This window comes from Clostridium sp. FP2 (assembly GCF_011065955.2).
GTDB classification, from domain to species: Bacteria; Bacillota; Clostridia; order Clostridiales; family Clostridiaceae; genus Clostridium_AD; species Clostridium_AD tagluense.
Genome location: NZ_JAAMNI020000001.1, coordinates 4,417,820 through 4,432,302, shown reverse-complemented (window position 1 = coordinate 4,432,302; position 14,483 = coordinate 4,417,820). Strand labels below are relative to the sequence as shown.

The window sequence follows — 14,483 nt, the reverse complement described above, 5'->3', positions numbered from 1 at the left end:
GAAGTGCAAGGAGGAGTAATTTATGAATTTAAATATAGTTTTATTTCAACCGGAAATACCACAGAATACTGGGAATATTGGAAGAACTTGCGTGCTTACTGACTGCAAACTTCATCTTATAAAACCATTAGGATTTAGTTTGGAGGAAAAACAATTGAGAAGGGCCGGGTTAGATTACTGGCCGTTTCTAGACCTTGAGATACATGATTCATATGAGGCACTTAGGGAAAAGTATAAAGATGCAACCTTCTACTATTCTACAACAAAGGCTTCAAAATTATATTCAGAAGTAGAATATAAAAAAGGTGATTTTATAATATTTGGGCGTGAGTCATCAGGACTTCCAGATAGTGTTCGTGATAGTGACCCTGAAAGGTGTATACGAGTACCTATGATAAATACCACTACTAGGTCTCTCAATCTTTCTAATACTGTTGCTATTACAACATATGAAGCTCTTAGGCAAGTCGGGTTTCCAGAGATGAAATAAGGAATCCTAAAATAACTAGTACATATACTAGTTATTTTTTATATGCTAGAGTATTTAGTAATTAATAATTGTTATATCATCCCATAGGGAAGCAGAGAGGGATAAAATGGATAAGGTTAAAACTATAACAATAAAGAGTTATGAGACTAAAAAATGTATATATATATTTAATTAAATGAAATTATAGTATTATTTAATCGGTTTCACAAAGATATTTAATCTGCTTTGCAAATGATAAAAAAATAACAAACTATTTGATATATAAATCACAACTATAGATAATTAAAATAGTTAATATTCGAAACATTATGGTTAATGTGAAAAAAGTAGTGTATACTGTAAATATGTGATAGATTTACAGAAATAATTTAATATTGAAATGGATGATGTTTTAGGGAGATGATCTTAAATTATCATGGGATAGATTTTTTTAATGTAAAAAAACTAACCCTTTTAAGATAGCCGAAGGAGTAAGTATTGCAGCCTATGCAACATGAATCTCTCAGGCAAAAGGTACCGAAAATGGACATACCTCTGGAAAGCGAATAGCACCGACGGAGTAAACCTCTCAGGTTAAAAGACAGAGTATAAGGGCACAAGGGGCTTTTATATCTGTCTTTTTTGTTGTGCTAAAATATGTGTTATGTAGGTGGGATAACAATTAACAGTTGTTTTCTCCTAGAGAACTATGAGGAGGGGATTAATTGATAGAACCATTAATTATTGTAACAAATAATCCAATGTCAAAAGAAAAATTTGAGATTAAATATAAGGTAGTATTTATTGAAGGAACCATGATGGATATTTTGAAAAAAGTTAGGGATAATATCCATGTGGGTCATAAATTATTAACTCATCCTTTAATGAGCAGTATAAAGCCGAATGAAACGCCTTATAGAACTATTTGTATATCAAAAGAAAAATTAAGTGGAGTTGACTTGCAATCGTTATCTATAATAGAAGAGAGCATCATGACCACAGAGAAGTTCTTAAAAGATTTTAAAACGCCTCAGTGGAATGAAAAGATATTGTTGGATTTTCAACTTATAGATTTTGATTTAATAGATCATGCAATAAATTAGACATATGAAAAATAAGGAGGATATAGCTATGGAACATATTTATGATACTATAATTATTGGTGGAGGTCCTGCGGGATTATCTGCTGGACTTTATGCATCAAGATCAAGAATGGATACTTTAATAATAGAAAGAGCGAAATTTGGTGGACAAGCGACTACAACAGATGAATTAGATAATTACCCAGGTTCCATTGAAGAATGTACAGGGACAACATTAAGTAAAAGAATGAAACAGCAAGCAGAAGAATTTGGAACACAATTTGTTAAAGAAGAAGTCGTTGAAGTTGAACTTGAAGGAGATATTAAAGTAATCAAGTGCAAGAAAGAAACTTATAAAGCCAAAACAATTATAATTGCTACAGGAGCATACCCAAGACTTGGTGGATTTAAAAATGAAATTGAACTAAGAGGAAAAGGTGTTTCTTATTGTGCAACTTGCGATGCTGACTTTTTTACAGATTTAGATATTGCAGTGCTAGGAGGCGGAGATTCAGCTTTATCTGAAGCTATATACTTAGCTAAATTTGGTGAAAGTGTTACAGTAATACACAGAAGAGATGAACTTCGTGGTGCTAAGTCACTTCAAGAAAAAGCTTTTAAAAACCCAAAAATTAAGTTTATTTGGGATACAGTAGTACAGGAAGCTAAGGGCGAAGAAATTTTAGAAGGTTTAGTTTTGAAAAATGTTAAAACTGGAGAACTCAGTGATTTAAAAGTAGATGGATGTTTTGTATTTGTAGGATATCTTCCAATTTCAGAATTGTTTAAAGGTATGATTAATATGACGGAGCGAGGCGACGTTATTACTGATGAAGAGATGAGAACTAATATACCAGGAGTATATGCAGCAGGAGACATAAGAGAAAAATTATTAAGACAAGTAATTACAGCAGCGGCAGATGGTGCAATAGCAGCGACTCATGCTGAACATTACATTGAAGATAAATTTAATTAGCTTATATAAAGGGTATTATCCTTTTAAATAAAAGGCATAATTCTTTTAAATATATATATGAAACAATTACAATTAAAATTTTAGGAGGTCATTAGTAATGGTAGAATTAAACAAAGAAAATTTTGAAGCAGAAGTATTACAATCTGAAAAACCAGTATTTGTAGATTTTTGGGGAGATAAATGTGAAATCTGCATAGAACTTATGCCAGGAGTTCATGCTCTAGAAGAAAAATTTTCAGATAAAATTAAATTCGCTTCTTTAAACATTGGTGGAGCAAGAAGAACAGCTATAGCTCAAAGAGTTTTAGGACTTCCAACAATGATTTTATATAAGGGTGGAGAAAAAGTAGCTACAATAACACCAGATAAAATTTCTTCATTAGATGATGTAGAAAACTTTATAAAAGATTATTATAATACATTATAATTTGGTACTAAAGCTTATAGTAAAAAAGCTATAAGCTATTAGATATATATACTTAATATCATAGGAGGTGATTGTTTTGCGTCTAGAAATAGGAAACATATTTATTAAAGATATTCAGTTTGGACCAGAAACAAAGGTTGAGGGTGGAGTTCTTTATGTTAATCAAGATGAATTATTAAAAGAGGTTTCAGGAGACGAAAGACTGGAAACGATTAAATTCGACATAGCAAGACCAGGCGAAGAAGTTAGAATAATTCCAGTAAAAGACGTAATAGAACCAAGAGTTAAAGTTAGTGGTGGTGGTGGAATATTCCCAGGGTTTATTAGTAAAGTCGACACAGTAGGTTCAGGAAGAACTCACGTTCTTAAAGGAGCAGCTGTTATAACAACTGGTAAAATCGTTGGATTCCAAGAAGGAATAGTTGATATGTGCGGAGAAGGAGCTAAATATACACCTTTCTCAAAAACAAACAACTTAGTAATTACTTGTGAGCCAAAAGAGGGAATACTGCAACATGATCATGAAGAAGCTGTAAGAATGGTAGGTTTTAAAGCTGCTGTTTATCTTGGAGAAGCTGGTAAGAAAATTGAACCAGATGAAATAAAAACATTTGAAACATTGCCACTACTCCAGCAAATTAAATTATACCCTGAACTGCCAAAAGTAGTATATGTATACATGCTTCAAACACAAGGTTTATTACATGATACTTATGTTTATGGAGTAGATGCTAAAAAGATAATACCTACTTTTATCTATCCAACAGAAATATTTGATGGAGCAATAGTAAGTGGTAACTGTGTTTCGGCTTGTGACAAAAACCCAAGTTACGTGCATATGAATCATCCAATAATAGAAGATTTATATGAGAGACATGGCAAGGATATTAACTTTATGGGATGTATAATAACAAATGAAAATGTATATTTAGCAGATAAAGAAAGATCATCAAATATGGTTGCAAAATTAGTTGAATTCATAGGAGCAGATGCTGCTATAATTTCAGAAGAAGGTTTTGGTAACCCAGATGCTGACCTTGTTATGAATTGTAATAAGATAACTGCAAAAGGAGTTAAAACTGTACTTTTAACTGATGAATATGCTGGCCAAGATGGAAGTTCTCAATCCCTAGCTGACTCAACACCACATGGTGATGCAGTTGTAACTGGTGGAAATGCTAATGAAGTAATTACACTTCCTCCAATGAAAAAAATTATTGGACATATGGAAGCTGCTGATATAATAGCTGGTGGACACATGGGAAGTTTAGGAGCAGATGGTTCTATCTTTGCTGAAATTCAAGTTATAACTGGTGCAACTAGTGAAGTTGGATTTAATAATTTAACAGCTAGAGGATACTAAAATTATTTAATTATATAGATATAGCGTTAAATTATAGTTACTAGAAAATAAATATAAACAAGAAAGGAAGATGAAAATGTTAAAAGGGAAAAAAGTTATCGCTATTGGCGATAGAGACGGAATACCAGGACCAGCAATAGAAGCTTGCGTTAAATCTGCTGGAGCTGAAGTAGTATTTGCATCAACAGAATGCTTTGTCTGAACAGCCGCAGGAGCTATGGATCTGGAGATCCAACAAAGAGTAAAAGACCTTACTGAAAAGTTTGGCGCTGAAAATATGGTAGTAATTATTGGAGGAGCTGAAGCTGAAGCATCAGGACTTTCAGCAGAAACAGTAGCAGCAGGAGATCCAACATACGCTGGACCATTGGCTGGAATTGCACTAGGCCTTGCAGTATATCACATAGTTGAACCAGAAATTAAAGATCAATGTGATGAGGCAGTTTATGAAGAACAATGTGGAATGATGGAAATGGTTTTAGAAGTAGATGAAATAATTGGAGAAGTAAAACCAATTAGAGAAGAATTTTCAAAATATACTGTTTAAATTATAAACTTAAATTAGATGAAATACTCTAGTATAAATACACTAGTATAAATACCATAAGATTGCCAATTGTAAGTTAACTTATATCAATATAGTTAAAATAAAATTGTCAATTCCCGTTAGAAAGGGGGAGAAATACTTGTTAAAAATCGTACATTATATAAATCAATTTTACGCTGGAATAGGCGGAGAAGAAAAAGCAAATATTAAACCAGAGGTTAGAGAAGGCTTTGTAGGACCGGGTATGGGACTAAATGGCTTGTTAACTAAAGGTGGCGCAGAAATAGTTGCTACTATAATCTGTGGTGACTCATATTTTGCTGAAAACATAGAAGAAGCTCAAGCTGAAATAATCGAGATGGTGAAAAAATACAATCCTGATTTATTTATAGCAGGTCCTGCTTTTAATGCAGGAAGATATGGTATTGCTTGCGGAGCTGTGGCAACAGCTGTGAAAGAGCAATTAAATATACCAGTAATGACTGGAATGTATGTAGAAAATCCAGGTGCTGATATGTATAAAAAACAATTGTACATAGTTTCAACTAGAAATAGTGCAGTTGGTATGAGAGATGCATTACCTAAGATGGCAGCTTTAGCATTAAAACTCGCTAAAGGTGAAGACGTAGGAATGCCTACTGAAGATAATTATATCGAAAGAGGTATAAGAAAGAATTATTTCGCCAGTGAGAGAGGTTCTAAAAGAGCGGTTGATATGCTTGTTAAGAAGTTAAAGGGAGAAGAATTTGTAACAGAATTCAAAATGCCTACTTTTGATAGAGTTGAACCAAATGCTCCTATACTTGATATAACTAAAGCTAAAATAGCAATAGTTACCTCTGGTGGTATTGTTCCAAAAGGAAATCCTGATCATATAGAATCTTCAAGTGCTTCTAAAATATGCAAATATGACATAGAAGGAATAATGGACTTGACATCTGAAACTCATGAAACAGCACATGGTGGACACGATCCAGTATATGCTAATGAAGATCCAGATAGAGTTATTCCAGTAGATGTATTAAGACAATTAGAAAAAGAAGGCAAAATAGGATCATTACACAGATATTTCTATTCAACAGTAGGTAATGGTACAGCAGTTGCATCATCTAAGAAATTTGGTGAAGATACTGCTAAAGAATTAATTGCGGACGGTGTAGATGCAGTTATATTAACTTCAACATGAGGAACTTGTACACGTTGCGGTGCAACGTTAGTTAAAGAAATAGAAAGAGCTGGACTCCCAGTAGTTCATATGTGTACTATTACTCCAGTTTCAGTAACTGTTGGTGCTAATAGAATTATACCTACAATTGCTATTCCTCACCCACTTGGAAACCCTGCATTAAGCAAGGAAGATGAGTTTAAATTAAGAAGAAAATTAGTGGAAAAAGCATTAGTGGCGCTACAGACTCCTGTAGAAGGCCAAAAAGTATTTGAAGACTAATTTTTAATTAATAAATAAATTAGGGGACTTTAAAGTTCCCTAATTATTTATCCATTGCACATTGTACAGTGTACAATGCACAATGCACAATGTACAATTTAGCTTAATTTATATATTTTACTTAGCAAAGTTTATATTGTGGATTGTGCATTAAAACTTTAAAAATAAAATTAATGTACATATATTAAATTAAGGTTTGTACTTGAAAAAGCAAATAAGGAGGATGAGTGATTATGAATTTCCCAGTTATAAAAAAAGCATCTTATATTTTAGTCAATACTCCAGATATGGTAATTCACAATGGAACTACACAAACATTAGAGAGAGAAACAAATCCAGATTCCGAATATTTAAGAGATATGAAAAGTCATTTAAGAGGATTTGAAGAGGTTGTGGCATATGCCCCAAACCAAACATATATAGGAAACATAACTCCAGAGCAGTTAGCCGAAATGCCAAGACCTTGGTACGGCAAAAACCTTGAGAATGCAAATAGATTTGGTAAATTTGGTGAAATTATGCCACAGGATGAATTCTATGGTTTAATGAAAATTTCAGATGTATTTGATCTTGTATTATTAGAAAATTCTTTTGCAGAAAGTGTAAAAGAAAAACTATTAAAGCACCCACTAATAGCCAGTAAAGTAGAAAAAATAGTTGGCGAGGAAATAGAAAAAATCAGAAGCCTTGTTTGCGATAGCGGTGCAGAGGGTCTATATAATGGAACAGACTTAGTGGGTTGCGTAAGACGAGCTCATGAATTTGATCCAAACCTTGCAGCTCATTATATGCTAGAAAACATAGCTGTTAAAGCATCAGGGATTTTGGCTGGACTTCACTTAGTTAGTAACTTAGATATACCAATAGAAGAAATTGGGTATATATTAGAATGCTCTGAAGAGGCTGTAGGTGATATGAACCAAAGAGGTGGCGGAAACTTAGCTAAATCTATAGGCGAAGTAGTAGGGCTTGTTGGCGCAACAGGTTCAGATATAAGAGGATTTTGTGCTGCTCCAACTCATGCTCTAGTAAATGCTGCTTCTTTAGTTAAATCAGGTATATTTAAAAACGTACTTGTTGTTGCTGGAGGAGCTACTGCAAAACTTGGTATGAATGGTAAAGATCATGTTAAAAAGGGTTTATCTATACTTGAAGATTGTTTAGGTGGCTTTGCTATTCTTGTATCAGAAAATGATGGAGTTAGCCCGATTTTAAGAACTGATATAATAGGAAAACATACTATAGGACATGGAGCAGCACCTCAAGCTGTACTTGAAGCATTAGTACTTGATCCATTAACTGCTGCTGGAATGAAAATCACAGATGTGGATAAATATGCACCAGAAATGCAAACTCCAGATATAACTGAGCCTGCAGGAGCTGGAGATGTACCTACACAAAATTATAAAATGATTGGAGCTCTTGCAGTTAAAAAGGGACAATTGGATAGAAAAGAATTACCGAGCTTTATAAAACAACATGGATACCAAGGATATGCGCCAACACAAGGGCATATACCATCAGGAGCGCCTATTGTTGGACATGGAATAGAACATATAAAATCGGGAGTTTTGAAAAACTTTATGGTAATTGGTAAGGGAAGTTTATTCCTCGGAAGAATGACTAACTTATTTGATGGAATTTCAATTTTAGTTGAGAAAAATCCAGGAAAAGTAGAGCAGCAATCAGGAATTAGCAAAGAAGAAGTTAAAGCTATGGTTGGAGACGCTATGAAAAATTTTGCTGAATATTTAATAAATAAGAATGAATAAATAATGAATAATGATTTAATTTGTCGCTTAGAAAAGGGGTGTAGATATGAGTGAAAACGTAGTTAAACAAATGATTGCTGAAGTATTTAATGATATAGCCAGTGGCATAAAAAGCGGAAAATTTAAAAATAGTGTTAGAATAGGGTTAACTACATTTGGTAGCGAACATGGCGTAGGCGAAATGGTAAAAGCTGCAGAACTAGCTAAAAATAAATATGATGATTTTGAAATTGTTTTAATAGGACCAAAGGTTGATGCAGATTTTGAAATTATAGAAGTTGCCACTGCTGAGGAAGGTCATAAAAAAATGACAGAATTATTAGAAAATGGAAATTTGAGTGGATGTGTAACTCAACATTTTGATTTTCCTATAGGAGTATCTACAGTTGGGAAGATAGTAACACCAGGTAAAGGTAGTGATATGATACTCGCGACTACTACTGGAACTGCATCTACTAACAGAGTAGAAGGTATGGTACTTAATGCGATTTCTGGTATTGCTACAGCTAAAGCTACAGGTATCAAAAATCCAACTGTTGGAATTTTAAATTTAGATGGGGCAAGACAAGTTGAAAGAATATTAAAAGAAATACAAAATAATGGATATGATTTTAAATTTGCAGATTCTTTAAGAGCTGGTGGTGGGGCTGTTATGAGGGGGAATGACCTTCTTGCAGGAACACCAGATGTTATGGTTTGTGATTCATTAACAGGTAACCTTTTAGTTAAAACTTTTGCTTCTTTCACGACTGGAGGCAATTACGAGACGGTAGGTGCTGGATATGGACCTGGTATTGGAGAAAATTATGATAAGCTTGTAAATATAGTTTCAAGAGCCTCAGGAGCGCCATTAATAGCTGAAGCTTTAAAATACTGTGCTATTTGCGCCCAAAATACTGTTTTGGACAAGGCGAGAGATGAATTTGCGAGTGCTAATAAATCAGGTTTAAAAGAAGCTATAAACAATGTTATTAAAAAGGTGGAAAAAACAGATATAGAAGAAGACGTAAAAATGCCAAAGAAAAGGGTTGTCACATTTCCTATCCTTGGAATAGATATACTTGAACTCGAAGATGCATGTAAATCATTATGGAAAGAGGGAATCTATTCAGAAAGTGGCATGGGATGTACAGGACCAGTAGTTTTAGTTCCAGAAGAGGAATCGGATAAAGCTATTGAGATTCTTAAAAAAGCTAAATTTATGATTTAGATGAATCTTAAATTAAAAAAAGCCCTCACTAAAATTATTAGTGAGGGCTTTTATATTATTTTACCAAAAAACATAAAAAATATAAATTCATTGTTATACTTAAGAATTAGTTGCTATTAATAAAAAATTCATATATAATTTAATTTATGTCACATTATTATATCTTATATAGAATAAAATAATAAATAAAAACGTTATTTGATAATTGAATGAATACGTATAGAAATTTTAAAAAAATTTTTTAATAAAAAGGATTTTTTTGATTTTTATAGAATACTAACATGAAGAGCGAAAATAATTAATTACTTATGGGGAGGAAATTATTATGAACAAGAAAAAGGTAGTTGCGGTACTTGCAGCAGTGGCTGTAGTTGCAACATTATTTGTAGGTTGTGGAACTAAGAAGGTAGAAGCACCAAAGACTGAAGCACCAAAAACCGAAACAGCAAAATCAACTATGACTATAGGACTTTCTACTGATGAAGGCGGATTAAATGACAAATCATTTAACCAATCAGCAAATGAAGGGGTTAATAAGGCTAAAGCTGAAGACGGTTTCAATTACAAAGCTATCGAGTCTAAAAAGAAAGAAGATTATACAGCTAATTTAGAATCATTGATTGAAGAGGGTTCAGCTTTAACTTTTGCTATTGGATATCAAATGTCTGATGCAATGAAAGAAGTTGCTAAAAACCATTCTGATAAAAACTTTGCAATTGTAGACTCAGTTGTTGAATTACCAAACGTAGCATCAATTGTTTTTAAAGAGCAAGAAGGATCTTTCTTAATGGGAGTAATTGCTGGAAAAACCACTAAAACTAATAAAATTGGATTTATTGGTGGAAAAGATGGTGAAATGATAAATAGATTTGAAGCTGGGTTTGCAGCTGGCGTTAAGGCAGTTAACCCAGAAGCAGCTAAAGGCTTAATAAGTGCAGATGGTAAGAGTGCAGGAACAACTGTAAAATATGCAGATAGTTTCGATGATACAAATAAAGGATATGAATTAGCTAAATCATTATATCAAGGTGGTTGCGACGTAGTTTATCACGCAGCAGGTGGAGTTGGAATTGGTTTATTTAAAGCTGCTAAAGAATTAAAAGATGGCGGAAAAGTAGTTTGGGCAATAGGTGTTGATAAAGATCAAGCTTTAACACTTCCAGTATATGCTGACGTTATACTTTCAAGTATGATGAAGAGAGTTGATACAGCAACTTACAATGAATCTAAAGCTCAAGTTAAAAACGCATTTAAAGGTGGCACAGTTATTAATCTTGGATTAAAAGAGCAAGGCGTAGGAATAGCTCCAACATCTGTTAAAAATGTACAAAAGGATGTTTTGGCTTTAGTTAAAACATATGAAGATAAAGTTATAGCTGGAGAAATAGTTGTTCCAGCAAATAGAAAAGGGGTAATGGATTTTAAATAAAAATTTATTATTTACTGGCTTATGATTTTTAGTATACAATAAGAGCTAGATGTATTACATCTAGCTCTTTCTACAAATAGTGGTATTTGTACCTCTACAGGTGGTGATTTAATTTTTCTTAAGGAGGAAAGCAAATGGAAAAAGTAATCCAAATGAAAGGCATAACCAAGGTTTTTCCAGGTACTATTGCCAATGACAATATAGATTTCGAATTATTAAGAGGAGAAACACATGTTCTTCTTGGCGAAAATGGTGCAGGAAAAACAACTCTTATGAATATTCTCTATGGTCTATACAAACAAGAAAAAGGCGAGATTTATGTAAGCGGTAACCTAGTGAATATAAATACTCCAAATGATGCTATAAAGCTTGGCATAGGAATGGTTCATCAGCATTTTATGCTTATACATAACTTTACCGTAACACAAAATATAGTTTTAGGCATTGAACCTAAAAAAGGCTTTAAAATTGATATGGACAAAGCAATACATGATGTTAAAGAGATTTCTGAAAAATATGGTTTTGCTATTAATCCAAATTCAGTTATAGAAGATATTTCCGTAGGACAACAACAAAGAGTAGAGATACTAAAGGCGCTATATAGAGGTGCTGAAACATTAATATTAGACGAGCCTACTGCAGTTTTGACACCTCAAGAAATTGTGGAGCTAGGGATTATAATTAGAAATCTTGAAAAAGAAGGAAAATCAGTAATACTGATAACTCATAAATTAAAAGAAGTTATGAGTATGAGTGATAGAGTTACCATAATAAGGCGAGGTAAGGTTACTGGTACCGTAAATACTAAAGAAACAAGTATAGACGAATTAGCTGAACTTATGGTAGGCAGAAAGGTTAATTTAACCGTAGACAAACAGCCTGCTGTAATTAAAGGAGAAGTATTAAAAATTGAAAATCTTTGTGCGAATGATCAAAGAGGATTACCTGCTGTAGATAATTTGAAATTAACAGTACATGGGGGAGAAATTCTTGGTATAGCTGGTGTTGATGGCAATGGTCAATCAGAATTTTTAGAGGTTCTAACTGGACTTAGAAAGCCTAAGAGTGGAAGTATTACTTTAAACGGTAAAAATATATATGGTAAGTCACCAAGAGAGGTTATGTCAGCAGGTGTTGGTCATATACCAGAAGACAGACATAAAAGAGGACTTATATTAGATTACTCTCTAGTTGAAAACTCTGTGCTTGGAATTCATAAAAATGCACCTTTTAGTAAAGGTATAGTTATGAATTACAGTGAAATTAGAAAACACTGTGATGAACTTATTCGCGAATTTGATGTTAGGACTCCAAATGCAGATGTAAATGCTGAGGCACTATCAGGTGGTAATCAACAAAAGCTTATAGCGGCTAGAGAAATTTCAAAGGATCCAGAATTGTTAATAGCAGCACAACCTACAAGAGGTCTTGACGTTGGTGCAATTGAATATATTCACAAAAGACTAGTGGGAGAACGTGATAAGGGCAAGGCGGTTTTATTAGTGTCCTTAGAGCTGGATGAAATACTAGCATTATCAGATAGAATAGCGGTAATGTATGATGGTAAAATAGTAGATATACTAGATAGATGTGATGCCACAGAGAAAAAACTTGGTATACTTATGGCTGGTGGTACTCTTGGTGAAACACCGAAAGGAGTTAAAGATAATGAATAAAGCTAAAAGTAAAGACAGTAAACTTGTTAATACGGCAAAGAGTGCCCTTAAAGCGCTGGCCTTTCCTTTCTTTTCTATAATTGTTTCCATTTTTGTTGCTGTGTTCTTTGTAATGTGGGCAAAAGGATATTCTATATTACAGTACTTTTCGGCTTTAGGCGATTTGTTTGGACTTATATATAAAGGTGGATTTGGTAATCCAAGAGTAACCTTTGTTACGGTTTCAGAAGTTACTCCATTAATATTTACAGGGGTCGCAAATGCAGTAGCGTTTAAATGTGGACTATTTAACATAGGTGTCGCTGGTCAATTTATACTAGGAATGCTAGCAGCGGCTTTTGTAGGAACTATTCCAGGCCTAAACCCTGTAATTCATATAGTACTAATTATTCTTGCAGGCTCTGTAGCCGGAGGATTATGGGGGGCTATACCTGGATATTTAAAGGCAAAAGTAGGTACTCATGAAGTTATTAATACAATTATGATGAATTATATATCTATGGCACTCGCTAATTTCTTTATATTAAGAACTAAATTTGGAGTGGCAGGTAAATCAAGTACGGCAACTATACAAGAGAGTGCACAGTTACCTAGGTTCGTGTCCGGTAGCGGAGCTAATATTAGTATATTCCTTGCTATAGCAGTAGCTATTTTTATATTTTGGTTATTATGGAAAACCACTGTTGGATATGAAATAAGAGCTGTTGGCATAAATCCACATGCTGCAGAATATGGTGGAATTAATGTAGCAAAAAATACAATACTAGCCATGGTGATTTCTGGTGCAATTGCAGGAATTGGTGGGGCAACACAGGTTGCAGGTGTTCTTCATAATGTAAAAGACTTTATGGCACTTCCATCTTATGGTTTTGATGGTATTGCAGTTGCACTACTTGCAAAAAGTAATCCTGTTGGATGTATAGCTTCGGCACTATTATTCGGAACTTTAAATAGTAGTGCTAGAACTCTTCAATTAAATGGAATACCAAAAGATATAGTTTATTTAATCCAAGCTATAATTATTACATTTGTAGCTACAGATTATATTGTTAAGTACTTCTCTGAAAAGAAAAAGAAGGGGGCGATTACAAATGAGTAGTATTATTTTAATAAATTTGTTAGCCCAAACTCTAAGAATAGCAACGCCTCTAATTTTTGCAGCTCTGGGTGGTATATTTTCTGAAAAATCAGGGGTGGTTAATATAGGCCTTGAAGGCATGATGGTAATAGGTGCTTTCTTTGCGGTATTTGGAAGTTCTCTATTTGGTCCTGTAGTAGGAATACTTTTCGGAGTTATAGCTGGTGGGGTCTTGGGGTTAATACATGCAGTGCTCAGTATACATTTGCGTGCAGATCAAGTAATTTCCGGTACAGCTATAAATCTTTTTGCCACGGCCCTTGCTAGTTTCTTAATATTCAAGCTATTTGGTGGAAAGGGTGGCCAAACAGATATAGTAAAAGGACTTTCGTATAACATACCAGATGGAATTAAAAATATACCAATAATAGGTAAATTAATAGCTGAGTTAAACTGGTTTGTTATAGTAGCAGTTATTTTAGTATTTGTGTCACACTATGTATTATATAAAACGCCATTGGGCCTAAGAATTAGAGCTGTAGGAGAGCATCCAAAGGCTGCTGATACATTAGGAATAAATGTTTATAAAATAAGATATTTATGTGTTATAATATCCGGAATGCTTGCAGGATTGGGTGGAGCAGCATTATCACTTTCTTCTGCTCCACTTTACAGAGAAGGAATGGTTGCAGGAAAAGGATTTATTGCCTTAGCTGCCGTTATATTTGGTAATTGGAAGCCTTTTGGAGCGCTTGGTGCTAGTTTACTATTTGCTTTTGGTAATTCATTTAGTATTTTTGCACAGGGGCTTAGCTGGAATTTACCTTCAGAAGTATATGATGTTATTCCATATGTACTTACTATGCTTGCACTTGCAGGATTTGTTGGGAAAACAACAGGGCCTTTGGCTAGTGGTAAACCCTATGATAAAGGATCAAGATAAAATTTTAAAAATAAAAAGTCTTAGCTTTTGCTAAGGTTTTTTTATTTTATTAGAATGTGCATTA

Annotated in this window: 13 protein-coding genes and 1 riboswitch; all 13 genes read left to right on the top strand. The window is 33.7% G+C overall.

Annotation, left to right across the window (positions count from 1 at the left end):
- The first annotated feature begins 22 nt into the window (after positions 1 to 22).
- Entirely contained in the window at positions 23 to 490 is a 468-nt protein-coding gene (locus tag G9F71_RS20995) for a tRNA (cytidine(34)-2'-O)-methyltransferase (protein WP_164948598.1), read from the top strand.
- 524 nt (positions 491 to 1,014) lie between these two features.
- Positions 1,015 to 1,084, top strand: a riboswitch (glycine riboswitch).
- A 110-nt stretch (positions 1,085 to 1,194) separates the two neighbouring features.
- Positions 1,195 to 1,572, top strand: coding sequence for a GrdX family protein (locus G9F71_RS20990; protein WP_124999666.1), 378 nt, complete (start codon positions 1,195 to 1,197; stop codon positions 1,570 to 1,572).
- A 28-nt stretch (positions 1,573 to 1,600) separates the two neighbouring features.
- On the top strand, positions 1,601 to 2,527 hold the full coding sequence (trxB, locus tag G9F71_RS20985) for a thioredoxin-disulfide reductase (RefSeq protein WP_164948597.1): 927 nt from the start codon (positions 1,601 to 1,603) through the stop codon (positions 2,525 to 2,527).
- Positions 2,528 to 2,624: 97 nt separating this feature from the next.
- Complete coding sequence (locus G9F71_RS20980) at positions 2,625 to 2,954, top strand: thioredoxin family protein (RefSeq protein ID WP_124999661.1); 330 nt, start codon at positions 2,625 to 2,627, stop codon at positions 2,952 to 2,954.
- Between the two features lie 76 nt (positions 2,955 to 3,030).
- A complete protein-coding gene (locus tag G9F71_RS20975; RefSeq protein ID WP_164948596.1) occupies positions 3,031 to 4,317 on the top strand; it encodes a glycine/sarcosine/betaine reductase component B subunit in 1,287 nt (428 codons plus the stop codon).
- Between the two features lie 70 nt (positions 4,318 to 4,387).
- On the top strand, positions 4,388 to 4,864 hold the full coding sequence (gene grdA, locus G9F71_RS20970; RefSeq protein WP_124999657.1) for a glycine/sarcosine/betaine reductase complex selenoprotein A: 477 nt from the start codon (positions 4,388 to 4,390) through the stop codon (positions 4,862 to 4,864).
- 139 nt (positions 4,865 to 5,003) lie between these two features.
- Positions 5,004 to 6,311, top strand: coding sequence for a glycine reductase complex selenoprotein B (gene grdB / locus G9F71_RS20965; RefSeq protein WP_164948595.1), 1,308 nt, complete (start codon positions 5,004 to 5,006; stop codon positions 6,309 to 6,311).
- A gap of 233 nt (positions 6,312 to 6,544) precedes the next feature.
- Positions 6,545 to 8,083, top strand: a complete 1,539-nt coding sequence (grdC, locus tag G9F71_RS20960) for a glycine/sarcosine/betaine reductase complex component C subunit beta (RefSeq protein WP_164948594.1) — start codon at positions 6,545 to 6,547, stop codon at positions 8,081 to 8,083.
- Positions 8,084 to 8,129: 46 nt separating this feature from the next.
- A complete protein-coding gene (gene grdD / locus G9F71_RS20955; RefSeq protein ID WP_164948593.1) occupies positions 8,130 to 9,293 on the top strand; it encodes a glycine/sarcosine/betaine reductase complex component C subunit alpha in 1,164 nt (387 codons plus the stop codon).
- A 325-nt stretch (positions 9,294 to 9,618) separates the two neighbouring features.
- A complete protein-coding gene (locus G9F71_RS20950; protein ID WP_164948592.1) occupies positions 9,619 to 10,722 on the top strand; it encodes a BMP family protein in 1,104 nt (367 codons plus the stop codon).
- 134 nt (positions 10,723 to 10,856) lie between these two features.
- Positions 10,857 to 12,398, top strand: coding sequence for an ABC transporter ATP-binding protein (locus tag G9F71_RS20945; protein ID WP_164948591.1), 1,542 nt, complete (start codon positions 10,857 to 10,859; stop codon positions 12,396 to 12,398).
- Entirely contained in the window at positions 12,391 to 13,497 is a 1,107-nt protein-coding gene (locus tag G9F71_RS20940; protein WP_164948590.1) for an ABC transporter permease, read from the top strand. Before G9F71_RS20945 ends, G9F71_RS20940 begins: the two co-directional genes overlap by 8 nt.
- Positions 13,490 to 14,419 (top strand): ABC transporter permease, encoded by a 930-nt coding sequence (locus tag G9F71_RS20935; protein WP_164948589.1) that lies wholly within the window; start codon positions 13,490 to 13,492, stop codon positions 14,417 to 14,419. Before G9F71_RS20940 ends, G9F71_RS20935 begins: the two co-directional genes overlap by 8 nt.
- Positions 14,420 to 14,483 lie beyond the last annotated feature (64 nt).

Excerpts from the sequence above, each read along its gene's own strand:
- G9F71_RS20995 (WP_164948598.1), top strand. The coding sequence starts at position 23 with ATGAATTTAAATATAGTTTTATTTCAACCGGAAATACCACAGAATACT.
- trxB (WP_164948597.1), top strand. The coding sequence starts at position 1,601 with ATGGAACATATTTATGATACTATAATTATTGGTGGAGGTCCTGCGGGA.
- G9F71_RS20980 (WP_124999661.1), top strand. The coding sequence starts at position 2,625 with ATGGTAGAATTAAACAAAGAAAATTTTGAAGCAGAAGTATTACAATCT.
- grdC (WP_164948594.1), top strand. The coding sequence starts at position 6,545 with ATGAATTTCCCAGTTATAAAAAAAGCATCTTATATTTTAGTCAATACT.
- grdD (WP_164948593.1), top strand. The coding sequence starts at position 8,130 with ATGAGTGAAAACGTAGTTAAACAAATGATTGCTGAAGTATTTAATGAT.
- G9F71_RS20950 (WP_164948592.1), top strand. The coding sequence starts at position 9,619 with ATGAACAAGAAAAAGGTAGTTGCGGTACTTGCAGCAGTGGCTGTAGTT.
- G9F71_RS20945 (WP_164948591.1), top strand. The coding sequence starts at position 10,857 with ATGGAAAAAGTAATCCAAATGAAAGGCATAACCAAGGTTTTTCCAGGT.
- G9F71_RS20940 (WP_164948590.1), top strand. The coding sequence starts at position 12,391 with ATGAATAAAGCTAAAAGTAAAGACAGTAAACTTGTTAATACGGCAAAG.
- G9F71_RS20935 (WP_164948589.1), top strand. The coding sequence starts at position 13,490 with ATGAGTAGTATTATTTTAATAAATTTGTTAGCCCAAACTCTAAGAATA.